At 73.3% G+C, this 22,080-nt stretch carries 21 protein-coding genes; 8 read left to right on the plus strand and 13 right to left on the minus strand.

Going from position 1 to position 22,080, the window contains the following annotated elements; all coding sequences use genetic code 11:
- Positions 1-32: 32 nt before the first annotated feature.
- Complete coding sequence (locus tag ACZ3J7_RS22495) at positions 33-1,061, minus strand: LysR substrate-binding domain-containing protein (protein ID WP_465623931.1); 1,029 nt, start codon at positions 1,059-1,061, stop codon at positions 33-35.
- A 167-nt stretch (positions 1,062-1,228) separates the two neighbouring features.
- Between ACZ3J7_RS22495 and ACZ3J7_RS22500 the strand changes: the two genes are divergently transcribed.
- The gene (locus ACZ3J7_RS22500) at positions 1,229-1,780 is read left to right on the plus strand and encodes a peroxiredoxin (protein WP_465623933.1); all 552 of its coding nucleotides are present in this window, start codon (positions 1,229-1,231) and stop codon (positions 1,778-1,780) included.
- A gap of 4 nt (positions 1,781-1,784) precedes the next feature.
- Positions 1,785-2,318, plus strand: a complete 534-nt coding sequence (locus ACZ3J7_RS22505) for an alkyl hydroperoxide reductase (RefSeq protein WP_465623937.1) — start codon at positions 1,785-1,787, stop codon at positions 2,316-2,318.
- An 81-nt stretch (positions 2,319-2,399) separates the two neighbouring features.
- On the opposite strand, the gene ACZ3J7_RS22510 is transcribed toward ACZ3J7_RS22505, so the two are convergent.
- The 4 genes from ACZ3J7_RS22510 to ACZ3J7_RS22525 form a co-directional block, all read right to left on the minus strand.
- The gene (locus ACZ3J7_RS22510) at positions 2,400-3,848 is read right to left on the minus strand and encodes an AI-2E family transporter (protein WP_465623941.1); all 1,449 of its coding nucleotides are present in this window, start codon (positions 3,846-3,848) and stop codon (positions 2,400-2,402) included.
- A 385-nt stretch (positions 3,849-4,233) separates the two neighbouring features.
- The gene (locus tag ACZ3J7_RS22515) at positions 4,234-4,908 is read right to left on the minus strand and encodes an aggregation-promoting factor C-terminal-like domain-containing protein (protein ID WP_465623945.1); all 675 of its coding nucleotides are present in this window, start codon (positions 4,906-4,908) and stop codon (positions 4,234-4,236) included.
- 404 nt (positions 4,909-5,312) lie between these two features.
- Positions 5,313-6,644 (minus strand): PhoH family protein, encoded by a 1,332-nt coding sequence (locus tag ACZ3J7_RS22520; protein ID WP_465623947.1) that lies wholly within the window; start codon positions 6,642-6,644, stop codon positions 5,313-5,315.
- 192 nt (positions 6,645-6,836) lie between these two features.
- Positions 6,837-7,631 (minus strand): isoprenyl transferase, encoded by a 795-nt coding sequence (locus tag ACZ3J7_RS22525; RefSeq protein ID WP_465623949.1) that lies wholly within the window; start codon positions 7,629-7,631, stop codon positions 6,837-6,839.
- A 328-nt stretch (positions 7,632-7,959) separates the two neighbouring features.
- Between ACZ3J7_RS22525 and ACZ3J7_RS22530 the strand changes: the two genes are divergently transcribed.
- The gene (locus ACZ3J7_RS22530) at positions 7,960-9,573 is read left to right on the plus strand and encodes a chitinase (RefSeq protein ID WP_465623951.1); all 1,614 of its coding nucleotides are present in this window, start codon (positions 7,960-7,962) and stop codon (positions 9,571-9,573) included.
- A gap of 111 nt (positions 9,574-9,684) precedes the next feature.
- On the opposite strand, the gene ACZ3J7_RS22535 is transcribed toward ACZ3J7_RS22530, so the two are convergent.
- The gene (locus tag ACZ3J7_RS22535) at positions 9,685-10,356 is read right to left on the minus strand and encodes a prepilin peptidase (RefSeq protein ID WP_465623955.1); all 672 of its coding nucleotides are present in this window, start codon (positions 10,354-10,356) and stop codon (positions 9,685-9,687) included.
- Between the two features lie 148 nt (positions 10,357-10,504).
- Between ACZ3J7_RS22535 and ACZ3J7_RS22540 the strand changes: the two genes are divergently transcribed.
- Positions 10,505-11,719, plus strand: a complete 1,215-nt coding sequence (locus tag ACZ3J7_RS22540) for a pyridoxal phosphate-dependent aminotransferase (protein WP_465623957.1) — start codon at positions 10,505-10,507, stop codon at positions 11,717-11,719.
- 70 nt (positions 11,720-11,789) lie between these two features.
- On the opposite strand, the gene ACZ3J7_RS22545 is transcribed toward ACZ3J7_RS22540, so the two are convergent.
- Complete coding sequence (locus tag ACZ3J7_RS22545) at positions 11,790-13,619, minus strand: phosphoenolpyruvate carboxykinase (GTP) (protein ID WP_465623959.1); 1,830 nt, start codon at positions 13,617-13,619, stop codon at positions 11,790-11,792.
- A 264-nt stretch (positions 13,620-13,883) separates the two neighbouring features.
- Here ACZ3J7_RS22545 and trhA point away from each other — a divergent pair, with 264 nt between their 5' ends.
- Positions 13,884-14,552 carry a PAQR family membrane homeostasis protein TrhA gene (trhA, locus tag ACZ3J7_RS22550; protein ID WP_465623961.1) on the plus strand — a complete coding sequence of 223 codons (669 nt, stop codon included), beginning with the start codon at positions 13,884-13,886 and terminating at the stop codon, positions 14,550-14,552.
- A 14-nt stretch (positions 14,553-14,566) separates the two neighbouring features.
- On the opposite strand, the gene ACZ3J7_RS22555 is transcribed toward trhA, so the two are convergent.
- Both ACZ3J7_RS22555 and ACZ3J7_RS22560 read right to left on the minus strand, forming a co-directional pair.
- Complete coding sequence (locus tag ACZ3J7_RS22555; protein WP_465623963.1) at positions 14,567-14,836, minus strand: hypothetical protein; 270 nt, start codon at positions 14,834-14,836, stop codon at positions 14,567-14,569.
- Positions 14,837-15,031: 195 nt separating this feature from the next.
- The gene (locus ACZ3J7_RS22560) at positions 15,032-16,036 is read right to left on the minus strand and encodes an NADP-dependent oxidoreductase (protein WP_465623965.1); all 1,005 of its coding nucleotides are present in this window, start codon (positions 16,034-16,036) and stop codon (positions 15,032-15,034) included.
- Between the two features lie 85 nt (positions 16,037-16,121).
- On the opposite strand from ACZ3J7_RS22560, the gene ACZ3J7_RS22565 reads away from it, so the two are divergent.
- A complete protein-coding gene (locus ACZ3J7_RS22565; protein WP_465623967.1) occupies positions 16,122-17,084 on the plus strand; it encodes a GlxA family transcriptional regulator in 963 nt (320 codons plus the stop codon).
- A 106-nt stretch (positions 17,085-17,190) separates the two neighbouring features.
- Here ACZ3J7_RS22565 and ACZ3J7_RS22570 read toward each other — a convergent pair whose 3' ends face one another.
- Positions 17,191-18,012, minus strand: coding sequence for a hypothetical protein (locus ACZ3J7_RS22570; protein WP_465623969.1), 822 nt, complete (start codon positions 18,010-18,012; stop codon positions 17,191-17,193).
- 11 nt (positions 18,013-18,023) lie between these two features.
- Positions 18,024-18,671: a papain-like cysteine protease family protein gene (locus ACZ3J7_RS22575; protein ID WP_465623971.1), complete on the minus strand. Its 648-nt coding sequence runs from the start codon at positions 18,669-18,671 to the stop codon at positions 18,024-18,026.
- Between the two features lie 253 nt (positions 18,672-18,924).
- On the opposite strand from ACZ3J7_RS22575, the gene ACZ3J7_RS22580 reads away from it, so the two are divergent.
- Complete coding sequence (locus tag ACZ3J7_RS22580) at positions 18,925-19,863, plus strand: hypothetical protein (RefSeq protein WP_465623974.1); 939 nt, start codon at positions 18,925-18,927, stop codon at positions 19,861-19,863.
- An 18-nt stretch (positions 19,864-19,881) separates the two neighbouring features.
- Here ACZ3J7_RS22580 and ACZ3J7_RS22585 read toward each other — a convergent pair whose 3' ends face one another.
- Together ACZ3J7_RS22585 and ACZ3J7_RS22590 are read right to left on the minus strand one after the other, a co-directional pair.
- The gene (locus ACZ3J7_RS22585; RefSeq protein WP_465623976.1) at positions 19,882-20,646 is read right to left on the minus strand and encodes an SDR family NAD(P)-dependent oxidoreductase; all 765 of its coding nucleotides are present in this window, start codon (positions 20,644-20,646) and stop codon (positions 19,882-19,884) included.
- A 98-nt stretch (positions 20,647-20,744) separates the two neighbouring features.
- Positions 20,745-21,452, minus strand: coding sequence for a DUF4386 domain-containing protein (locus ACZ3J7_RS22590; protein ID WP_465623978.1), 708 nt, complete (start codon positions 21,450-21,452; stop codon positions 20,745-20,747).
- Positions 21,453-21,543: 91 nt separating this feature from the next.
- On the opposite strand from ACZ3J7_RS22590, the gene ACZ3J7_RS22595 reads away from it, so the two are divergent.
- Positions 21,544-22,062 (plus strand): MarR family winged helix-turn-helix transcriptional regulator, encoded by a 519-nt coding sequence (locus tag ACZ3J7_RS22595; RefSeq protein WP_465623980.1) that lies wholly within the window; start codon positions 21,544-21,546, stop codon positions 22,060-22,062.
- Positions 22,063-22,080 lie beyond the last annotated feature (18 nt).

Genomic DNA, 22,080 nt, shown 5'->3' on the forward strand with positions numbered 1-22,080 from the left:
ACGCCCGGCCGGCGGGTGCACGTGAGGCGGCGTCAACTCGGCCGGGAGGTGGCGGTCTCACCCATTCCGGTGAGTCCGGTGGCCGGGACGACGGGCGGGACGGAGGCCGGGGCGGCGGGCGGGGCGGCGAGTCGGACCGGCAGGTCGCGCAGGGCCTCGCGGAGGGCGGCCGCGAACCGGGCGTACTCGCCGGTGCGGGCGGAGCCGGGGCGGTGGGCGAGGCCGATCCGGCGGCCGGGGGCGGGCCGGGCGAAGCGGACGGCGGACAGCCGGTCGGTGCGGCCGGTCTCGACGTCGAGCGCGGTGGCGGGCAGCAGGGTGACGCCGAGGCCGCCGGCCACCAGCTGCACCAGGGTGGCGAGTCCGGCGGCCCGGGTGCTGCCGCCGGCCGGTTCGGCGCCGGCCTCGCGGCAGATCTCCAGTGCCTGGTCGCGCAGGCAGTGGCCCTCCTCCAGCAGCAGCACGTCCAGGTCGAGCAGCGCGTCGCGGGGGACGTCGGCCCGGCCGGAGAGCGGGTGCTCGGGCGGCACCACCAGCACGAAGTCCTCGTCGAAGAGCGGGATCTCGGCCACCGGCAGCGCCCCGCCGGCGGGCAGGGCGAGCAGCAGCAGGTCGAGCCGCCCGTCGGCCAGGCCGCCGAGCAGCGAGGGGGTGCGCTCCTCGTGGACGTGCAGTTCGAGGTCGGGGTAGGAGCCGCGGACCAGGCGCAGCACGGTGGGCAGCAGGTACGGTGCGACGGTCGGGATCACCCCCAGGTGCAGCGGCCCGGTGAACGGGCGGCGGGCGGCCTCGGCCTCCTCGGTGAGCGCGTGCAGCGCGCTGAGCACCCGGCGGGAGTGCTCGGCGATCCGCTCCCCGAGCGGGGTGATCACGACCTTGCGGGTGGTCCGCTCGACCAGCTGCGCGCCGAGCGACTCCTCCAGCGCGGCGACCGCGCCGGACAGCGCGGACTGGCTGGTGCCGATCGCGGACGCGGCCTCCCGGAAGTGCCGGTGCTCGGCGACCGCGGCGAAGGCCCGCAGCTGGGAGACGGTGGGGGTGCGGGGCGTGCTGGGCTTCACGGTGGTGCTTCCTGCCGGTGCGGTTGCTCTCCGTCCAGTCTGCCGCACTGATCGGACTTGCCTATCGCGGGGCGCGGCAGAACCGATTTCACTGATCAGTAACCATGTGCGAGGCTGGGAGGTGTCCGCAATCCGGACACCCCTCGTCCCAACCCTGGAGATGCCACGTGCTGACGATCGGCGACAAGTTCCCCGAGTACGAACTCAACGCCTGCGTGGACCTCGACGCCGCGAACGCCTTCGCCGAGGTCAACCACAAGTCCTACGAGGGCAAGTGGCGCGTGGTGTTCTTCTGGCCGATGGACTTCACCTTCGTCTGTCCGACCGAGATCGCCGCGTTCGGCAAGCTGAACGAGGAGTTCGCCGACCGCGACGCGCAGATCCTCGGCGTCTCCGGCGACTCGGAGTACGTCCACCACGCCTGGCGCAAGGACCACAAGGACCTGCGCGACCTGCCCTTCCCGATGCTGGCCGACGTCAAGCACGACCTGATGCGGGCCTGCGGCGTCGAGGGCGCGGACGGCACCGCCCAGCGCGCGGTGTTCATCGTCGACCCGAACAACGAGATCCAGTTCGTCATGGTGACCGCCGGCTCCGTCGGCCGCAACCCCAAGGAGGTGCTGCGGGTCCTCGACGCCCTGCAGACCGACGAGCTGTGCCCGTGCAACTGGAACAAGGGCGAGGACACCCTCGACGCCCAGTCCCTGCTGGCCGGCTGACCCGATGGCGCTCGACGAACTCAAGGCCGCCCTGCCGGACTACGCCAAGGACCTCAAGCTCAACCTCGGCTCGGTGATCGGCAACTCCGACCTCCCCGGGCAGCAGCTCTGGGGCACCGTCCTGGCCTGCGCGATGGCCACCGGCTCGGCGAGCGTGCTGCGCGAGCTGGAGCCCGAGGCCAAGGCCAACCTGAAGCCCGAGGCCTACGAGGCCGCCAAGGGCGCGGCCGCGATCATGGCGATGAACAACGTCTACTACCGGACGCTGCACCTGCTCTCCGACAAGGAGTACGGGACGATGCGGGCCGGCCTGCGGATGAACATCATCGGCAACCCGGGCGTCGACAAGGTCGACTTCGAGCTGTGGTCCTTCGCCGTCTCGGCGATCAACGGCTGCGGCCAGTGCCTCGACTCGCACGAGGGCGTGCTGCGCAAGGCGGGCGTCGACCGCGAGGTCGTCCAGGCCGCGATCAAGATCGCGGCGACCGTCCAGGCCGTCGCGGCGGTGCTGGACGCGGAGGCGCAGCTGCTTCGCTGAGGCGACGGCGCACGGCGGGAGGTCCGCCCGGGGAGGAGGTGTCCCCCGGGCGGACCTTTCGCCGTCCGCGCCCCCGAGGGGTCACTGCTTGCGGGCGGCCTCGATGGCCTGGAAGACCTGTTGGCCGGCCGCGTTGCGCTGGCGGAGGTGGCCGGTGACGGTGTTGGTGACGGCGATCAGCGGGACGGCGACGATCGCGCCGGGGATGCCGCCGATGATGGAGCCCGCGGCGACGCCGAGGACCACGCCGAGCGGGTGGACCCGGACGGCCCGGCCGAGGATGAGGGGCTGCAGGATGTGGCCCTCCAGCTGCTGGACGCCGATCAGGATGACCAGCACCGCCAGCGCCTTGCCCACGCCCCCGGTGGTGACCAGGGCGATCAGCACCGCGATGGTGCCGGTGACCAGGGCCCCGACCAGCGGCACGAACGCGCCCAGGAAGATGATCACCGCGAGCGGCATCGCCATCGGCACGCCGACCATGCTGATCCCGATGCCGATGCAGAGCGCGTCGATGAAGGCGACGGCGACGGTGCCGCGCACGTACGCGGTGAGGGTGGCCCAGGCCTTGGGGCCGGCGCCGGCCATCGCGTAGCGGGAGTGCCGGGGCAGTCCGCGCAGCACCCAGCTCCAGATCCGGGCGCCGTCGTAGAGCAGGAAGAAGGTGGTGAACGCGGTGAGCACCACGCCGGTGAGCAGTTCGACGGCGATGGTGACGCCGGTGAAGCCGGCCGAGGTGAGCGCCTCGGAGTTCTTGCCGATGGCGGTGGTGATCTGGTTGGTGAAGTTGTTGAGCTGGTCCGGGGTGAGGTGGAAGGGGCCGTTGAGCAGCCAGTCGCGCAGCTGCCGGACGCCCCGCTGGACCTGGGTGGTGACCGAGTCGAGGTTGCTGGAGACCTGCCAGAACACGAACCAGCCGACCAGGCCGATGCTGGCCAGGCCGGCCAGGAAGGTGACGATGGCGGCCAGCGAGCGGGGGACGCCGTGCCGGCGCAGCCAGGAGACGGTGGGTTCGAGCAGCGCGGAGATGAGCAGCGCGGCGACCGCGGAGAAGGCGACCAGCTTGAGCGTGTCGATGACCCGGAAGAGCACGTAGAGGGCGACGCCGAGCAGCAGCAGCCGCCAGGTGGACTCGGCGGCGACCCGCAGGCTCCAGGGCACGGCGTCGACCGGGTTGGCGGGACGGCCGAGCGGCACGCCGCCGAGCTGGTGCTCGGAGGCGTGCGGGGCGCGCGGGGCGGGGACGGTGTCGTCGGCGGGCACGGCCCCTCCTTCCGGTGGTGCGGGCGGGGCGGCCCGGTCGTCGGCCGGTCCGCCGGTGTGTCCGGCGAGTTGGCGGGCGGTCTGCTCGGCGGTGAGCAGGGCGGCCCGTTCGGCGGCGAGTTCGACGGCCTGCTCGGTGGCGAGCGCGTGCGCCTCGGCGGAGATGGCCGCCCGGCGGCGGCGTTCGGCGGCCGCGAACAGGCCGGCCGCGACCGCCCCCATCTTGGCGAGGCCGCGCCAGCGGCCACCGCCCGTCTCTTCCGTCACTTCCCGGTCTCCCCCGTGGTCGGTCCCTGGCGGCCGCGGGTCGCGCGGCCGTCGGTGAGGAACGCTACCCGCCGCCGGGGGGCCGGGTCTCGGGGGTTCCCGGACCGCCCGGTGGCGGATTCCGGCAAATCACCGGTTATCGGGAGGTTTCGCCCGGCCGGACCGGGGAAGGGGTCCGAGCAGAACGGACCTTCCGCCGGCGGACCGGCCGGGAGCGGAGACAACCAGGACCCGCTCCGTTCCCCCGCGTCCGCACCGAGCCGCCGCCGCCCGCGGCGCACTGGTCAGCGCCGCCCGGGCGGGGCGGCCCGCGCTCTCCCGCCGGGCAGCGCGAAGGGCCCCGGTTCCCTGGGCGGGAACCGGGGCCCTTCGACGTCGCGGCGGCCTAGTACCAGTGGTGGGACTGCCAGAACGACCAGGCGCCGCAGGGGCTGCCGTAGCGGCTGTTCATGTAGTTCAGGCCCCACTTGATCTGGGTGGCGGGGTTGGTGCGCCAGTCCGCGCCGGCCGAGGCCATCTTCGAGCCGGGCAGCGCCTGGACCAGGCCGTAGGCACCGGAGGAGGCGTTGGTGGCGGTGTAGTCCCAGCCGCTCTCGCGCTTCACGATCTGGCTGAAGCACTGGAACTGGTTGGCGTCGCCGACGATCTGCAGCGCCATGTCCTGGACGGAGCCGGGGCTGACGGTGGCCAGCACGCTGCGGGCGGCGGCGCGGTTGGCCTCCTCCTTGGCGCGCTTGGCCTCGGCCTCCTTGGCGGCCTTCTCGGCGTCGGCCTTGGCCTGGGCGTCGGCCGCGGCCTTCTGCCGGGCGGCCTCTTCGGCGGCCTTCTTGGCGGCGGCGTCGGCGGAGACCTGCTGGGCGTCGGCCTGGCGGCCGATGCCGTCGCTGACGTTCTGGGCCTGCGCACCGGTGGGCGCGTCGGCGAGCAGCGTGGCGCTCGCGAGGTCGACCGTCTGGACGGCCTTGCCCTCGCTACCGGAGGCCGCGCCCACGACGGCGCCGACGGCGGTCACCGCGGTGGCGGAGACGACGGCGACTCCCCGGACCGAGATCCGAGTCACATGGTTTCCTTCCAGCGTCGCCCGTCCTGTGACCGTACGGGCGCGTATCTGCCCCTGGCACTGGCCTCCGTCGAACGCTGGTCACGGGAGGCGCGGGCTCGGCCGGCCCCCGGACGGACCGGGAGGAGCGGTTTGATCGAGCGGCGTACGGCTATGCGGTGTTCAGTTGTGCGCTCGCCGACCTGGGGTGGCGGGCGTGCATCGCCGTGCGCGGGGCCTGACAGAACCCACACCATGCCGCACCCGGGCGTGTCTACGCAATTCCCTGTGCCGTGGCGGATCTCACAAAGTTTTCGACCTGCGGGTTCGGTGCACGAACGGTCGAGGCGGCGTCAGTTCGACTGACAGCGAAGGGGCCTGACGCTATGCGCCAGACCCCTTTGCCCCGGTGTGTCCGCTTATGCCTAGGGCTGGATGTCCTCCAGCATCTCGGTCACCAGTGCGGCGATCGGCGAGCGCTCCGAACGCGTGAGCGTGACGTGGGCGAACAGCGGGTGGCCCTTCAGCTTCTCGACCACGGCGACCACCCCGTCGTACCGGCCGACCCGCAGGTTGTCGCGCTGGGCGACGTCGTGGGTGAGCACCACGCGGGAGTTCTGGCCGATCCGGGAGAGCACCGTCAGCAGCACGTTGCGCTCCAGCGACTGGGCCTCGTCCACGATCACGAAGGCGTCGTGCAGCGAGCGGCCGCGGATGTGGGTGAGCGGCAGCACCTCCAGCATGCCGCGGGAGATGACCTCCTCGATCACGTCGGGCGTGGTGACGGCGGAGAGGGTGTCGAAGACCGCCTGCGCCCAGGGGCCCATCTTCTCGGCCTCGCTGCCGGGCAGGTAGCCGAGCTCCTGGCCGCCGACGGCGTACAGCGGGCGGAAGACCATCACCTTGCGGTGCTGGCGGCGCTCCAGGACGGCCTCCAGGCCGGCGCACAGGGCGAGCGCGGACTTGCCGGTGCCGGCCCGGCCGCCCATCGAGATGATGCCGATCTCCGGGTCGAGCAGCAGGTCGAGGGCGATCCGCTGCTCGGCGCTGCGGCCGCGCAGGCCGAACGCCTCGCGGTCGCCGCGGACCAGCCGCACCCGGCCGTCGGGGGCCACCCGGCCGAGCGCGCGGCCGCGTTCGGAGTGCAGCACCAGGCCGGTGTGGACGGGGAGCTGCTCGGCCCCCTCGACCTGCAGCGCGTGGTCCTGACCGGCGAAGAGCTCGTCGACCTGGTCGGCGGGGACGTGCAGTTCGGTCATGCCCGTCCAGCCGGAGGTGACCGCCAGCTCGGCCCGGTACTCCTCGGCCAGCAGGCCGACCGAGCTCGCCTTGATCCGCAGCGGCAGGTCCTTGGAGACCACGGTGACGTCGTAGCCCTCGGCCTGCAGGTTGCGGGCCACCGCGAGGATCCTGGTGTCCGCCTCGCCGCCGCCGACCCGGTAGCCGGCCGGGAGGATCGAGGTGTCGGAGTGGTTCAGCTCGACCCGGATCGTGCCGCCGAGTTCGCCGACCGGGATCGGCTCGTCCAGCCGCCCGTGCCGCACCCGGTAGTCGTCCAGCAGCCGCAGCGCCTGACGGGCGAAGTAGCCCAGCTCCGGGTGGTGCCGCTTGGCCTCCAACTCGGTCACCACGACGACCGGGAGGACCACTTCGTGCTCCTCGAAGCGCGTCATGGCCAGGGGGTCGGCCAGGAGCACGCTGGTGTCGAGGACGTACGTGCGCCGGTCAGGTGTCCGGCGGCTCTTGGTACTGACCACTAGCCCTCCAGAGCGGGTGACCCGACGTCACCCGCGGCCCACCGGTCCCCGCGGCCCCGCTGGCCGGGGGGGACGGTCTGAGGGGTGTATTCCCAGGCGAGGGGCCCCGCATTCGCGCCGGAGCGAACAGTGGGATCACCACGGTCGAACGTTTTCCCACCGGCGCCGGGGGTACAGGTGACTGACCGGGGGTCAGCGCCCCATCCGCCGGTTGCGGAGCTGGTAGTCGCGCAGCGCCCGGAGGAAGTCGACCTTCCGGAAGGCCGGCCAGTAGGCCTCGCAGAAGTAGAACTCGCTGTGCGCGGACTGCCAGAGCAGGAAGCCGGACAGCCGCTGCTCGCCGGAGGTGCGGATCACCAGGTCCGGGTCGGGCTGGCCCTTGGTGTAGAGGTGCTCGGCGATGTGCTCGACGTCCAGGACCTCGGCCAGCTCCTCGATCGAGGTGCCGCGCCCGGCGTGCTCCTGGAGCAGCGAGCGGACGGCGTCGGCGATCTCCTGGCGGCCGCCGTACCCGATCGCAACGTTGACGGTCAGCCCGTCGACGTGCTCGGTCTCCTGGGCGGCGGTCTTCAGCACCCCGGCGGTCCTGGCCGGCAGCAGGTCGAGCGCGCCGACCGGGTGGACCTTCCAGCGGCCGGCCTCGGCCAGGCCGCGCACGGTGTCCTCGATGATGCCGAGGAGCGGGACGAGCTCCTCGGCGGGGCGGGCCAGGTTGTCGGTGGAGAGCATCCACAGGGTGACCACCTGGACGTCGGTCTCCGCGCACCAGCCCAGGAACTCGCTGATCTTGTCGGCGCCGCGCTGGTGGCCGTACGCGGTGGTGCCGCCGGTGGCCTTGGCCCAGCGCCGGTTGCCGTCCAGGATCACGCCGATGTGGTGCGGGGTGTTGGCCAGGTGCACCTCGACCCGGCGCCCGTAGAGGCGGTAGGCCCGGTCCAGCAGGGTGCGCAGCCCCGGCGTCCGTTCCACCACATCGCGCAGACCCATCGTGAACGGCCCCTCCGTGCTGATTGCTCCGGGTGCGAAATCCCTGCGGCAGCCTACTCCGCCCGGGTTTGGCGGGGGCAAAACCGCAGGTACCGGTCTTGTCACAGTGCGCGCACGGGACAAGCTACGGAACGGTATCCGATTCCTTAAACGCCCCCTAAACCGGATTCCGGGTCTTGACGCTTGCCAATGGTCTAGTCCAGCGTGTGCTCAGCACCACAGCGGACCCTCCCCCACAGCGGAGCCGCCGCGACCCCCACCGCGGCGGCTCCTCCCCGACGTTTCCCAGCGTGCCTCCCACACCCCCACTCCTGCACTGGAGCCCGTCATGGCCCGTACCCTGCAGCAGCCGTCCCACCGGCGCCGCAACAAGATGCCCGCGGTGCTCGCCACCGCCACCGCGATCGCCCTGGCCGGCACCGGCCTGGCGCTGACCGCGGGCGGCGCGAACGCCGCCGTCGGCAACCTGGTCAACAACGGCGGCTTCGACTCCGGCCTGTCCGGCTGGAACTGCGTGGGCACCACCAGCACGGTCTCCACCCCGGTCCACTCCGGCACCGGCGCCCTCGCCGCCACCCCCGGCGCGGGCGACACCGCCGAGTGCACCCAGACCGTCTCGGTGCTCCCCAACACCGCCTACACCCTGAACGGCTGGGTCCAGGGCCAGTACGTCTACCTGGGCGCCCGCGGCACCGGCGGCACCGACCCGTCCACCTGGTCGGCGCAGAGCGCCTGGAACCAGCTGAACACCAGCTTCACCACCGGCGCGAACACCACCAGCGTCACCCTGTACGTCCACGGCTGGTACGGCCAGCCCACGTACTACGCGGACGACATCCAGCTGATCGGCCCGGGCGGCACCGCCTCCCCGACCCCGTCGGCCTCCGCCACCTCGGCCTCGCCGTCGGCCTCCGCCTCGCCGACCAAGAGCGCCTCGCCCTCCGCGTCGGCCTCGCCGACCAAGAGCGCCTCCCCGTCGGCCTCCGCCTCGGCGTCCTCCTCGCCGTCGCCGTCCGCCACGGCCACCAACCCGCAGCCCAACACCGGCCTGCCGAAGCACGTGCTGACCGGCTACTGGCAGAACTTCGACAACGGCTCGACCGTGCAGAAGCTGCGCGACGTGCAGTCCGCGTACGACATCATCGCGGTCTCCTTCGCCGACGCGACCACCACCCAGGGCGGGATCTCCTTCACCCTGGACCCGGCGCTGGCCACCAAGCTCGGCGGCTACACCGACGCCGACTTCAAGGCCGACATCGCCGCCAAGCACGCGGCCGGCAAGAAGGTCGTCCTCTCCATCGGCGGCCAGAACGGCGCCATCTCGGTCGCCAGCTCCGCCGCCGCGACCGCGTTCTCCGACTCGGCCTACAAGCTGATCCAGCAGTACGGCTTCGACGGCATCGACGTCGACCTGGAGAACGGCGTCAACGCGACCTACATGTCGCAGGCGCTGCACACCCTGCAGGCCAAGGTCGGCTCCGGCTTCATCCTGACCATGGCGCCCGAGACCATCGGCATGTACTCCACCGCCGGTGCGTACTTCCAGCTCGCGCTGGCCACCAAGGACATCCTGACCGTCGTCAACACCCAGTTCTACAACTCGGGCGGCATGAACGGCTGCGACGGCAAGGTGTACACCCAGGGCACCATCGACTTCATCACCGCGCAGGTCTGCACCCACATCCAGGGCGGTCTGCGTCCGGACCAGGTCGGCATCGGCGTCCCGGCCTCCACCAAGGCGGCGGGCGGCGGCTACGTCAACTCCACCGTGGTGAACAACGCGCTGGACTGCCTGGCCACCGGCAACCACTGCGGCAGCTTCGTCCCGCCGGCCAAGTGGCCGACCATCCGCGGCGCGATGACCTGGTCGACCAACTGGGACGCCAACAACGGCAACGACTTCTCCAACAACGTCGGCGCCTTCGCGCACAACATGCAGTAACCCGGAACCAGTGCGCCGCTCCTTGAGGGTGGGGTGGGCGCACGCACCAGGGGCCCGTCGTACCGCTGGGGTACGGCGGGCCCCGTCCGTTCCCCCCGCGGGGGCCGGGGGTCAGCGGTGGGCGGCCGCCAGCAGGGCCGCCAGGGTGCCGAGCAGCATCGCCGGGCCGAAGGCCAGCTCGGTGCGGCGGCCCGCCCGGCGCGTGACGAGCAGGGCCACCGCCCAGAGCGCGGCCAGCACCCAGACGTAGAAGAGGCCCCCGTACACCGCGCGCCAGCCGCCGAGCGCCAGGACGGCGCCCAGGCTGGGGGCGAGCTTGGCGTCGCCCAGGCCCATCGGGGCGAGGAGCGCCAGCAGCAGGAAGAGCAGTCCGAGGGCCGCGGCGGCCAGCGCGCAGCGCAGCCAGACCCGGGGGTCGGGGTCGGCGAACGGGACGAGCACGGCGGTGCCGAGGAACAGCGGCAGGGTCAGCGCGTCCGGGAGCCGTTTGACCGCCGCGTCGACGAAGGCCAGCACGGTGCCCAGCAGCGCCAGCCAGACCAGCGGCGGCAGCCAGCGGCCGGGGGCCCAGGCGCCCAGCGCGGCGCCGGTGGCGGCGGCGACGGCCTCGACGGCCAGCGGCGGCGGGCCGACCCGTTCGCCGTGCCGGACGCAGCGGCCGAGCGGGGTGGGCAGGCAGCGGCTCCACGGTTCGCCGGGCGGCACCGCGTAGCGCGTCACCGCCGCCCGCAGCGGCACCCCCGCGAGCAGTCCGAGTACGGCTCCGAGCACTGCCCCGAACATCCGGCCCTCCCCCGGTCGGTCCTGCGCGCCGTCGGTCCTGCGCTGTCGGTCCGCCGCGACCCTACCGCCCGGGGCGGTTCGCCCGTCCGTGTCCAGGTGGCGAACAGCACTCGGTGATCGGCGTTACGCGGCCGTAAAGTAGGCGGGTATGCAGGTCATCCAGTCCAGCAAGCTCGCCAATGTCTGCTACGACATCCGCGGTCCGGTGCTCGACGAGGCGATGCGGCTGGAGGACCAGGGCCACCGCATCCTGAAGCTGAACACCGGCAACCCCGCCGCGTTCGGCTTCGAGGCGCCGCCCGAGATCCTCCAGGACATCCTCCGCAACCTCAACTCCGCGCACGGCTACGGCGATTCGAAGGGCCTGCTGTCGGCCCGCCGGGCGGTGGTCATGCACTACGAGGAGCGCGGCCTGCACGGCCTGGGCGTCGAGGACGTCTACCTCGGCAACGGCGTCTCCGAGTTGATCCAGCTCGCGATGACCGCGCTGCTCGACGACGGCGACGAGGTGCTCGTCCCGGCGCCGGACTACCCGCTGTGGACGGCCTCGGTCTCGCTGGCCGGCGGCACCGCGGTGCATTACCGCTGCGACGAGCAGGCCGAGTGGTACCCGGACCTCGCCGACATCGCCGCGAAGATCACCGACCGGACCCGGGCGATCGTGGTGATCAACCCCAACAACCCCACCGGCGCGGTCTACCCGCGCGAGCTGCTGGAGGGGATCGCCGAACTCGCCCGCCGGCACCGGCTGGTGATCTACGCGGACGAGATCTACGACAAGATCCTCTACGACGGCGTGGAGCACACCCCGCTGGCCACCCTGGCGCCGGACCTGTTCTGCGTCACCTTCAACGGCATGTCCAAGTCCTACCGGGTGGCGGGCTTCCGCTCCGGCTGGATGGTGCTCTCCGGGGACCGGCACCGGGCCCGCTCCTACATCGAGGGCCTCAACGTGCTGGCCTCGATGCGGCTGTGCGCCAACATGCCCGCCCAGCACGCGGTCGCGGCGGCGCTCGGCGGCCGGCAGTCGATCCGCGAGCTGATCCTGCCCGGCGGCCGGCTGCTCGCCTCCCGGGACGCCGCGTACAAGCTGCTGAACGAGATCCCCGGTGTCTCCTGCGTCAAGCCGAAGGGCGCGCTGTACGCCTTCCCGCGGCTCGACCCGCAGGTCTACAAGATCAAGGACGACGCGCAGATGGTCCTCGACCTGCTGCGCTCCCAGCGGATCCTGATCGTCCAGGGCACCGGCTTCAACTGGCCCGACCCCGACCACTTCCGGCTGGTCACGCTGCCCCGCCCGGAGGACATCACGGACGCGGTCACCCGGATCGGCGACTTCCTGTCCGGCTACGCGCAGCCGTAGCCGCCGGTGGGAACGGCGACGCCCCGCGCCCCTTCCGGGACGCGGGGCGAACGTTTCGCCGCCGGGCGGGTCAGTCGCCGAGGCGCTTCACCAGCGCCCGGTACTCCTCCCACAGCTCGGCCGGCGTGTGCTCGCCGAACAGCTCCAGGTGGGCCGGGACGAGCGCGGCCTCCTGCTTCCAGATCTCCCTGTCGACCGTGAACAGCAGCTCGCGGTCGGCGGCGGAGAGCTCCAGCCCGTCCAGGTCGAAGCCGTCGACCTCGGGCAGCACGCCGATCGGCGTCTCGACGCCGGCCGCGGTGCCCTCCAGGCGCTCGACGATCCACTTCAGGACGCGGCTGTTCTCGCCGTAGCCCGGCCAGACGAACTGCCCGTCGGCGTTCTTCCGGAACCAGTTGACGTAGTAGATCTTCGGCAGCTTGGCGGCGTCCGCCCCGGCGCCGACCTTCAGCCAGTGCGCGAAGTAGTCGCCCATGTTGTAGCCGCAGAACGGCAGCATGGCGAACGGGTCGCGGCGCAGCTCGCCGACGGTGCCCTCGGCGGCGGCGGTCTTCTCGGAGGCGATGTTGGCGCCGAGGAAGACGCCGTGCTGCCAGTCGAAGGACTCGGTGACCAGCGGGACGGCGGTGGCCCGGCGGCCGCCGAACAGGATCGCCGAGATCGGGACGCCGGCCGGGTCCTCCCACTCGGGGGCGATGGTCGGGCACTGCGCGGCGGGGACGGCGAACCGCGCGTTGGGGTGGGCGGCCGGGGTGCCGGACGCGGGCGTCCAGTCGTCGCCGCGCCAGTCGGTGAGGTGCGCGGGCGGCTCCTCGGTGAGGCCCTCCCACCACACGTCGCCGTCGTCGGTGAGCGCGACGTTGGTGAAGACGGTGTTGCCCCAGAGGGTCTTGATCGCGTTGGCGTTGGTGTCCTCGCCGGTGCCGGGGGCGACGCCGAAGAACCCGGCCTCGGGGTTGATCGCGTAGAGCCGGCCGTCGGCGCCGAAGCGCATCCAGGCGATGTCGTCGCCGATCGTCTCGACCTTCCAGCCCGGGACGGTCGGCTGGAGCATCGCCAGGTTGGTCTTGCCGCAGGCGGACGGGAACGCGGCGGCGACGTACTTCACCTCACCGGACGGCGGGGTGAGCTTGAGGATCAGCATGTGCTCGGCCAGCCAGCCCTCGTCGCGGGCCATGGTGGAGGCGATCCGCAGCGCGTAGCACTTCTTGCCGAGCAGGGCGTTGCCGCCGTAGCCGGAGCCGAAGGACCAGATCTCCCGGGTCTCCGGGAAGTGCGAGATGTACTTGGTGCTGTTGCACGGCCAGGCGACGTCCGCCTCGCCCTCGGCCAGCGGGGCGCCGACGGTGTGCACGGCCTTGACGAAGTCGCCGTCCTCGCCGAGCTGGTCGAGCACCGCCCGGCCCATCCGGGTCATCACGCGCATCGAGACGGCGACGTACGCGGAGTCGGTGATCTCGACGCCGTACGCGGCCAGCGGGGAGCCGACCGGGCCCATCGAGAACGGCACCACGTACATGGTGCGGCCGCGCATCGCGCCGCGGAACAGGCCGTCCTCGCCCGAGAAGATCTCCCGCATCTCGGCGGGGGCCTTCCAGTGGTTGGTCGGGCCGGCGTCCTGCTCGCGTTCGGAGCAGATGAAGGTGCGGTCCTCGACCCGGGCGACGTCGGACGGGTCGGACGCCGCGTAGTAGGAGTTGGGTCGCTTGCTCTCGTCGAGCTTGGTGAAGGTGCCCTGGGCGACGAGCTGCTCGGCGAGCCGGTGGTACTCCTCCTCCGAGCCGTCGCACCACACGACGCGGTCCGGCTGGGTGAGGTCGGCAATCTCGTTGACCCAGTCCACCAGGCGCTGGTGGCGGGTGGGCGCGGACTCGGCGAGCGCAGAGATCTGAGGCGACACGATCGCTCCGTTTCACACCATCTCGGCCAGGAGACGGCTTCGCGGGGGTTGAGGGTGGTTACACGGTAGCCCCGGGTCAGCACCGCTTCTTCGTCACAATGGCGTCATTGACGAGATTTTTACTACGCAATGTCTGATTCGGTGGCCCCGCGCTGCACCCCGCATGCCCCGGGGAGACCTTGATCACGCAGATCGACTTGTCCATTGCGTACAGAAGTGAGAGTGGCCACTTCATTACGCGCCAGTAACCTACGGTTCCGTAAGATGCTGCCCATGACCGCGGAAGTGCTGGAGCTCGTGAAGCCCAAGTGGCGCGGCTGGCTGCATGCCGGGATGTTCCCGGCCGCCCTGGCCGCCGGAATCGTGTTGATCTGCCTGGCCGAGTCGACGGCGGCACGGGTCGCCTGCGTCGTCTACTCGGCGAGCGCCTGGATGCTGTTCGGGGTGAGCGCGGTCTACCACCGCTTCACCTGGGGCCCGCGCGGCGAGGCGGTGCTGCGCCGGCTCGACCACGCCAACATCTTCCTGATCATCGCCGGGACGTACACCCCGTTCACCATCCTGCTGCTGGACGGCGCGCGGCAGCAGGTGCTGCTGTGGCTGGTGTGGGGCGGCGCGCTGGCCGGGATCGCGTTCCGGGTGTTCTGGGTCGGCGCGCCGCGCTGGCTCTACACCCCGTGCTACGTGGCCCTCGGCTGGGCGGCGGTGTTCTTCCTGCCGGACTTCCTGCACAAGGGCGGGCCGGCCGTACTGACCCTGATCGTCGTCGGCGGCGTGCTCTACACGGTCGGCGGCGTGGTCTACGGCCTCAAGCGACCGAACCCGTCACCGCGCTGGTTCGGCTTCCACGAGGTGTTCCACGCCCTCACCCTGGGCGCGTTCATCGTGCAGTACGTGGGGGTCTCGCTGGTGGCGTACACCGTCGCCGCCTGACCCCCTCCCCCTCGCTAGTGGCGAACCGGCTGGGCCTTGACCTCCAGCCGCTCCCGGGCCCGACGGCAGCGCTCGCAGTGCGCCGCGTCGGGCCCTTCGCCCGCCGTCCGCCGGTGCGTCCGGCCGCGGAACCGGTACCCGACCCAGACCATCACGGCCAGCACCTCGACCGCCGAGACGCCCCAGACCAGCCGGGCCCCGCCCAGCAGGTACCCGGCTATGACGGCCAGCGCGGCCAGCACACCGACCACGCCGCTCCAGAACCGCGCCGCTCCGTACTCCATCGGCATACCTCCCGCCGGCCGACAGGTCTTCTGACAGGTCGTCAGAGAACTCCCCACCTACAGTGACATGTCCAGCACGCTCCGAGGGCGAACGGGGGATCAACAACGCACCAACTCCAGAGGCGGGAACCGTGCGGACCGCTCCTCGCCGGACGGTGGACGGCGGTGCCTCCCGACCGGGGGACCCGGCCGGGATCAGTCGGCGAGCAGCACCAGCTTGCCGGTCACCCGGCCGCCGTCGCCCACCTCGTGCGCCTTCGCGGCGTCGGCCAGCGCGAACGTCCCGGCGATCTCGGCCCGCAGCAGCCCGCGTTCGGCCAGGTCGGCGACGCCCCGCATGCCCTCCTGGTCGGCCTCCACCAGCAGCAGCGCCGTCCGCACGCCGAGCCGCTCCGCCTCCTCGGCCAGGCCATCGACCGGGACCGGCCGGATCGACACCAGCAGGCCGCCCCGGCGCAGGGTGCGCAGCGAGCGCAGCTGGTAGTCGCCGCCGATGGCGTCCAGCACGACGTCGACGTCGCGGACGGTCTCGGCGAAGTCCACCGCCCGGTAGTCGACCGGCTCGTCCACCCCGATCCGGCGCAGGAACTCGTGCTTGCCCGCGCTGGCGGTGCCGATCACGTACGCGCCGCGGGCCTTGGCGATCTGCACCGCCAGGTGCCCGACCCCGCCGGCGGCGGCGTGCACCAGCACCCGGTCCCCGGCCCGCACCCGTGCGGTGTCGACCAGCGCCTGCCAGGCCGTCAGCGCGGCCAGCGGCAGCGCGCCCGCCTGCACGACGTCCACCGAGTCGGGCCGGTGGACGAACGCCCGGGCCGGGCCGACCGCGTACTCGGCGTGCGAGCCGACGCCGTACGGGTAGGGCAGCATGCCGAACACCTCGTCGCCCGGCGCGAACAGGGTCACCCCGGTGCCGACCGCCTCGACCGTGCCGGCCACGTCCCAGCCGAGCACGAACGGGGGCTCGGGCAGGAAGATGCGCGTCGCGCGGTGCCGCCAGTCGGTCGGGTTCAGCCCCGCCGCGCGCACCCGCACCAGCAGCTGGCTCGGGCCCGGCTGCGGTCGGGGCAGCTCCACCACCCTCAGCACCTCGGGGCCGCCGAGGACGTCCTGGCTGACCGCGCGCATCGTCTCCGCCGGCCCGGGGGCGGTCTGGTGGGCGGCCCGGTGAGTGGCCTGGTGGATCGTCTGGTTCGTCATGCCCACCAGCCTGGCGGTCGCCGGTATGCGGACGCGAGTGGCAAGATGGTCACCGTCCGATGGGATCTTGCCAGGAGGTCTGCCCGTGGCCACCCGCCCGCCGTCCGCCCCGCACCGGGTCGCCGTGCTCGCCCTGGACGGCGTGTACCCGTTCGAACTCGGCATCCCCCGGCGGGTGTTCGGCTCCACCGACGGCCTGTACGAGCTGGCCACCTGCACCGTCGACGGCCGTCCGGTCCGCACCGACGCCGACTTCGCCCTCACCCCCGCCCACGGGCCCGAGGTCCTCGCCGACGCCGACACCGTGGTGATCCCGCCGTTCGGGCCCGTTCCCGCCACCGCCGAACCCGACCCCGCGACCACCGCCGCGCTCGCCCTGGTCCGGCCCGGCACCCGGCTGGTCTCGATATGCACCGGCGCCTTCGTGCTCGCCGCCGCCGGCCTCCTCGACGACCGCCCCGCCACCACCCACTGGGCCCTCGCCGACCGCTTCCGCGCGCTCTTCCCGCGCGTGCGGCTCGACCCCGACGTGCTGTTCGTCGACGACGGCGACATCCTCACCTCGTCCGGCGCGGCCGCCGGCGTCGACCTCTTCCTCCACCTGCTGCGCGCCGACCACGGCGCCGCCGCCGCCAACCGCGCCGCCCGGATCTGCGTCGTCCCGCCCTGGCGCGACGGCGGCCAGGCCCAGTACATCGAACGCCCCGTCCCCGCCGCCGGCACCACCGGCACCGCCCCCACCCGCGAGTGGGCCCTCGCCCGCCTCCACCACCCCCACACCCTCGCCGCACTCGCCGCCCACGCGCGGATGAGCCCCCGCACCTTCGCCCGCCGCTTCCACGAGGAGACCGGCCAGAGCCCCGGCCGCTGGCTCACCCAGCAGCGCATCACCCTGGCCCGCCACCTCCTCGAAGCCACCGACCTCACGATCGACCAGATCGCCACCCGGGTCGGCTTCGCCAACCCCGTCTCCCTCCGCCAGCACCTCCACACCGCGATCGGCGTCTCCCCGCTCGCCTACCGCCGCACCTTCGCCGGCAAGCGGTAAGCCCGGGCCCGGGCCCCCGGCGGGGCACCTGCGCGCCAACGCCTCCGCCGTTCCCCGGGGCGGAGTCCCGGGGAACGGCGGTCGGCGGCCCTGCGGTCGGCGCGTCTCAGTACGCGATGCGCGCCCTGCGCCGCCGCAGGCCGATCGCGGCGCCGGCCAGCAGGGTGAGTCCGGCCGCGGCTCCGGCGAGCAGCGGGGCGGTGCCCGTACCGGGGGCCCGCTCCGGGAGGGCGAAGCCGCCCGCCTTGCCGGAGGCGTCGTACGCGGAGCCGGGCAGCTTGTCCCCGTACCGCTGCCGGACGAGCTGCTGGTACCCGGCGAGGGTGGTGCCGTGCGCGCCGACCGAGCGGCGGGCGTCCTCGTCGAGCGGGAGGACGCGGTCGCCCTTGAGCTCGTACCAGGCGTCGAGCTGGGGTTCGCGGAAGGCGGTGCCGCCGTCGGCGGCGGCCTTGGCCGCGTAGTCGGTCTCGTCGCTGCCGGAGGCGATGTTGACGACCCGCCAGCCGCCGTTCTGCCGGGCGGTCCAGACCGAGGCGCGCTGTCCGTCGGCGGCGACGACGGCCGTCGCGGTGAACCCGGCTTCGGCGACCTTCGCGCCGGGCCGGCCGGCGACGAAGTCCGCGGCGAGGGTGTAGACGGGCACGGTGTCGCCGGTGAGCCGGGGTGCGGCGGCGGCCGCGGCCCTGGCCTCGTCGGCGGCGCTGGTCCCGAGCTGCTGGGTGGGCGGCACGCCCTTGCGGGCGAAGAAGTGCCCCACCTGGTCGAGCACGGCGGGCTGTCGGGTGGCGTCGCGGGCGGCGGCGAGGTCGTCGGCGCCGGGCGCGGCCGGGCCGTCGGCGGCGTGCGCGGCCGGAGCGAGGGCGAGGGAGAGCGCGACGGCGGCGAGGGCGGTCGCGGTGCGGGTGGCGCGGACGCGGTGGCTGCTCATGGTGGGGCTCCTCACGCGCCGATCCGGTACAGGGAGTGGGTCCAGGAGAACGACCCGTTGCTCACGTAGTAGGTGTAGTCGCCCCAGTTGTAGCGGTAGTTGGACGGCCAGGGGTCGCCCCAGTACAGCCAGTTGCTACTGACGTCGTAGCCGTACAGGACGTTCATGTGGCCGCCGCCGGAGCTCCACTGGATCCGGGTCTCGACCGGCCGGCCGGCGTCGATCTCGGTCTGCACGGTGGAGTAGCGCAGGTAGCCGTTGACGTACGAGCCGGTGCTGATGCCGATCCGGTACAGCGCGTTCTGCACCTCGGCGAGGCTGGCCTGGCTGTTGGGGCAGGTGGAGTTGACCGAGCGGCCGAACGCGAGGTTGCAGAACTGGTTCTGGCTGTAGGTGTAGCCGTAGTAGGCGGCGATGGTGTTGCCGCCCGCCGCCCAGCACCAGTTGCTCTGCTGCTGGGCCTGCATGGTGATGTTCAGGGTCCGTGCGGTGCCGGCCAGCGTGGGCGCCTGCGCCGCGGCGGGGGCGGCCGCTCCGGGGACGGCGGCGGTGGGGGCCGCCTGGGCGGGGGTGGTGGCGGCCACGCTCAGCGCCGGGGCGAGGACGCCCAGGGCGAGTGCGGCGACCGTCCGGCGGAGCCGGATCGGGAGGTGTGGCATGGGGGTGGTCCTCCTGGCAGGGGCGAGGAGTGGATGTGGGGGGCGGCGTCCGGACGGCGCTGGACGAGCATCCGGCCGGGCCGGTGCGCTGGTCAACGGCCCTCCCCGGCAGGGGAGTCGGGGTGTGAACGGGTTCGGCCCGGGTGTGAACGCGGCGGCCGTGGGCAGCGCGGATATCGTCCGGGCCGATGACAGGGCGGCCCGGAGGTGTGAATATTCACGGTCAATCCACGGTCGATCGAGGAGGTGGCCGTTGCAGCAGCCGTCCGCACCGTCCGAGCTGGCCCTCGCCCTGCGCACCGGGCCGTTCCACCTCGCCCTGCGGGCCGCGATCGCGGCCCGCGGCCTGGCCCTGCACCGGCTGCGCGAACGGCTGGCGCAGCGCGGCGTCCGGGTCGGGGTGACCAGCCTGAGCTACTGGCAGCAGGGGTTGCGGCGGCCGGAGCGGGCCGAGTCGCTGCGCGCCGTCGCGGTGCTGGAGGAGGTGCTGGAGCTGCCCGAGCACTCGCTGACCCGGCTGCTCGGCCCGCGCCGCAGCGCCCCCGAGCCCGTCCCGGCCGGCCCGGCGGTGCGCCCGTACCGGGACCTGATCAGCCCGGCCGAGGCGGTCGACGGGCTGCTCGCGGTGCTGTCCGGGCCGCCCGACACCGGCCTGCACACCATCACCCACATCGAGCGGATCCGGGTCGGCGCGGACCGGCGGCTGCTGCGCCGCGACTCCCAGCACGTGCTGCGCGCGCACCGCGACGGCATCGACCGCTACCTGGCCATCTACCAGGGCGATCCGGGCTGCGACATCGAGCGGGTCCGGGTCCGGGCCGAGGAGAACTGCCGGCCGGGCCGGATCCGCCGCGACCCGGCCGCGAACCTGCTGGTCGCCGAGCTCCTGCTGGACCGCCGGCTGCGCACCGGCGACACCCACCTGCTCGGCTACGGCTTCGACGAGGCGCCCTCCACCGGGCCCAGCCACGAGTACGTCCGGGGTTTCAACGCGGGCGCCGGGCAGTACGTCCTGCAGGTGACTTTCGACCGGTCGGCGCTGCCCGTCCGCTGCGACCGCTTCACCCGGCGCACCCCGGGCCAGTCCCCGCTGGAGACCGAGGAGTTGACCCTGGACGGGCACCACTGCGCGCACCTGGTGGCCGCCGACCTGCCGCCCTGCCTGCTCGGCCTGCGCTGGGACTGGGAGTGAACCCCGGTCTTCCTGGGGCTAGTTGGTGATCCGGCCGCCCGCGACGTCGAGGGTCAGGCCGGTCAGCCAGCCCGCGCCGTCGGAGGCCAGGAACAGCGCGGCGTCCGCCACGTCCTGCGGGGTGCCGAGCCGCCCCAGCGGGTGGGTCGCGGCGACCCCGGCCCGCACCTCGGCGGGCATCCGGGCCTCCACCCGTTCGGTCAGGATCGCGGACGGGGCCAGGCAGTTGACCCGGATGCCGTGCGGTCCGAGCTCGGTGGCCAGCTGCCTGGTCAGCATCACCACGCCCGCGTTGGCCACCCCGTACGCCAGGTTGGCGCCGCTGGGCTGCCGGCCGGCCGCCGAGGACATGGTCAGGACGCTGCCCGCGCCGCGCTCCAGCATGCCGGGCAGGAAGGCCCGGACGGTGAGGAACACCGAGGTCAGGTCGGACTCCAGCACCTCGCGCCAGCGCTGCTCGGTGAGTTCGGCGCTCGGCACCGGGAAGCCCTGGCCGCCGGCGAACGCGGCCAGCACGTCCACCGGCCCGAACCGCTCGGCGACGGCCGCGCGCACCCCGTCCAGCGCGGCGGCGTCGGTCACGTCGGCCGGGGCGGCCATCGCGGTGCCGCCCGCGGCGGTGATCTCCGCGACCACGCCGGCCAGCGCCGCCTCGTCCCGCCCGACCACGCACACCCGCGCGCCCTGCGCGGCGAACGCCCCGGCGGTGCGCGCGCCGATCCCGCGCGAGCCGCCGGTGATCACGGCCGTGCGGCCGGCCAGCTCCGGGTAGGTTCCGGTCATGACGATCAACTCCCCTGGTTGTCAGTACGGTTGTCGGTTGCAGCTGTCGGTTGCAGCTGTCAGTTGCGGGTGTCAGTCGCGGGTGTCAGTCGCGCTTGTCAGTCGCGGGTGTCACCGCGGTGGGAGTGCCGGCGGGTGAGCGGCAGCAGCGCGGCGGCGAACAGCAGCCACACCAGCCCGCCGAACCGGACCACCGGCAGCAGGTACATGAAGCCGTCCGCCACCAGGGCGAGCAGCGAGAGCATCCCGGCGGCGGCCACCACCAGGCCGGACCAGGTCACCGCCCGCGGCAGCTGGCCGGTCAGCAGCGCGGACACCGAGACCCCGGCGGCCAGCAGTCCGAACCCGGCCGCGAACGCGGGACCGCCGGCCAGGAAGGACACGTCCGCCAGCGCCCGGCCCAGCGCGGGCGGCGCGTCCGCCGGCAGCCGTCCGCCCGCCCACGCACCGGCCGCGGACAGCACCAGCGCGACCGCCGCCAGCACCCCGCCCACCAGCGTGATCGCCGAGCCCGGCGCGGTGATCCCGAGCGCCCGCAGCCGCCGGTAGAGCACCGCCGCGCACAGCGCCAGCGGCACCGCCGCGGCCAGTAGCAGCAGACCGCCCAGCCGGGCGGCGCCCCCGTGCTCCTGCGCGTACCGCACCACCTCGGCGCCGGTGGCGTCCGGGCGCGGCGTGGCCCGGTTGACCACCGTGTACGCGACCGTCAGTGCGGCGGTGGCGATCGCGGGCGCGAGCAGCGGCGGCCCGCTCTGCGGGCGCCGGGTGCCGGGCGCGGCGGCCCGGGGCGGCGTGGTGGCACTCATGGTTCCTCCGTGGGTCCTGTCCTGCCGAGATCGATGTACTCACGATAATGATTACACGGTGGAACGATTGTCAAACGGTTACGATGTCCCCATGAGTACGGATCGCGAGCAGCCCCGGCAGGGCGACGACACCCCCGGCCATCCCGACACCCCCGGCCGCCCCGGCGGCGGCGCGGCCTTCCTCCTCGCCCAGCTCGGCGCCCACGCCGCCGAACGCTTCGCCCAGCGGATCGCCGAACTCGACCTCACCCCCGCCCAGGCCGGCCTGCTCCGCCTGCTCGTCCAGACCCCCGGCCGCAGCCAGCGCGAACTCGCCGACGCGCTGGGCATGCCCCCCAGCCGCTTCGTCCCCTTCGCCGACGGCCTGGAGCAGCGCGGCCTGATCGAACGCCGCCGCAACACCGAGGACCGCCGCCTCTACGCCCTGCACCTCACCGACCGGGGCCTGACCCTGCTCGGCCGCCTCCGCGAGGCCGCCCTCGGCCACGAGCAGGAGCTCACCAGCTCCCTCACCCCGGAGGAGCACGCCCGGCTCACCGCCCTGCTCACCCGGATCGCCGCCCAGCAGGGCCTCACGCCGGGCATCCACCCGGGCTACCGCCGGACCTGAGAGGGCCCCCGGCGGCCG

The sequence above is a fragment of the Kitasatospora sp. NPDC015121 genome (assembly GCF_055562955.1).

What these genes read in the sequence shown, in the direction of transcription:
- ACZ3J7_RS22505 (WP_465623937.1), top strand. Translation starts at nt 1,785, where the DNA reads ATGGCGCTCGACGAACTCAAGGCCGCCCTGCCGGACTACGCCAAGGAC.
- ACZ3J7_RS22525 (WP_465623949.1), bottom strand. Translation starts at nt 7,631, where the DNA reads ATGGGTCTGCGCGATGTGGTGGAACGGACGCCGGGGCTGCGCACCCTG.
- ACZ3J7_RS22530 (WP_465623951.1), top strand. Translation starts at nt 7,960, where the DNA reads ATGGCCCGTACCCTGCAGCAGCCGTCCCACCGGCGCCGCAACAAGATG.
- ACZ3J7_RS22535 (WP_465623955.1), bottom strand. Translation starts at nt 10,356, where the DNA reads ATGTTCGGGGCAGTGCTCGGAGCCGTACTCGGACTGCTCGCGGGGGTG.
- ACZ3J7_RS22540 (WP_465623957.1), top strand. Translation starts at nt 10,505, where the DNA reads ATGCAGGTCATCCAGTCCAGCAAGCTCGCCAATGTCTGCTACGACATC.
- trhA (WP_465623961.1), top strand. Translation starts at nt 13,884, where the DNA reads ATGCTGCCCATGACCGCGGAAGTGCTGGAGCTCGTGAAGCCCAAGTGG.
- ACZ3J7_RS22555 (WP_465623963.1), bottom strand. Translation starts at nt 14,836, where the DNA reads ATGGAGTACGGAGCGGCGCGGTTCTGGAGCGGCGTGGTCGGTGTGCTG.
- ACZ3J7_RS22560 (WP_465623965.1), bottom strand. Translation starts at nt 16,036, where the DNA reads ATGACGAACCAGACGATCCACCAGGCCACTCACCGGGCCGCCCACCAG.
- ACZ3J7_RS22570 (WP_465623969.1), bottom strand. Translation starts at nt 18,012, where the DNA reads ATGAGCAGCCACCGCGTCCGCGCCACCCGCACCGCGACCGCCCTCGCC.
- ACZ3J7_RS22575 (WP_465623971.1), bottom strand. Translation starts at nt 18,671, where the DNA reads ATGCCACACCTCCCGATCCGGCTCCGCCGGACGGTCGCCGCACTCGCC.
- ACZ3J7_RS22585 (WP_465623976.1), bottom strand. Translation starts at nt 20,646, where the DNA reads ATGACCGGAACCTACCCGGAGCTGGCCGGCCGCACGGCCGTGATCACC.
- ACZ3J7_RS22590 (WP_465623978.1), bottom strand. Translation starts at nt 21,452, where the DNA reads ATGAGTGCCACCACGCCGCCCCGGGCCGCCGCGCCCGGCACCCGGCGC.
- ACZ3J7_RS22595 (WP_465623980.1), top strand. Translation starts at nt 21,544, where the DNA reads ATGAGTACGGATCGCGAGCAGCCCCGGCAGGGCGACGACACCCCCGGC.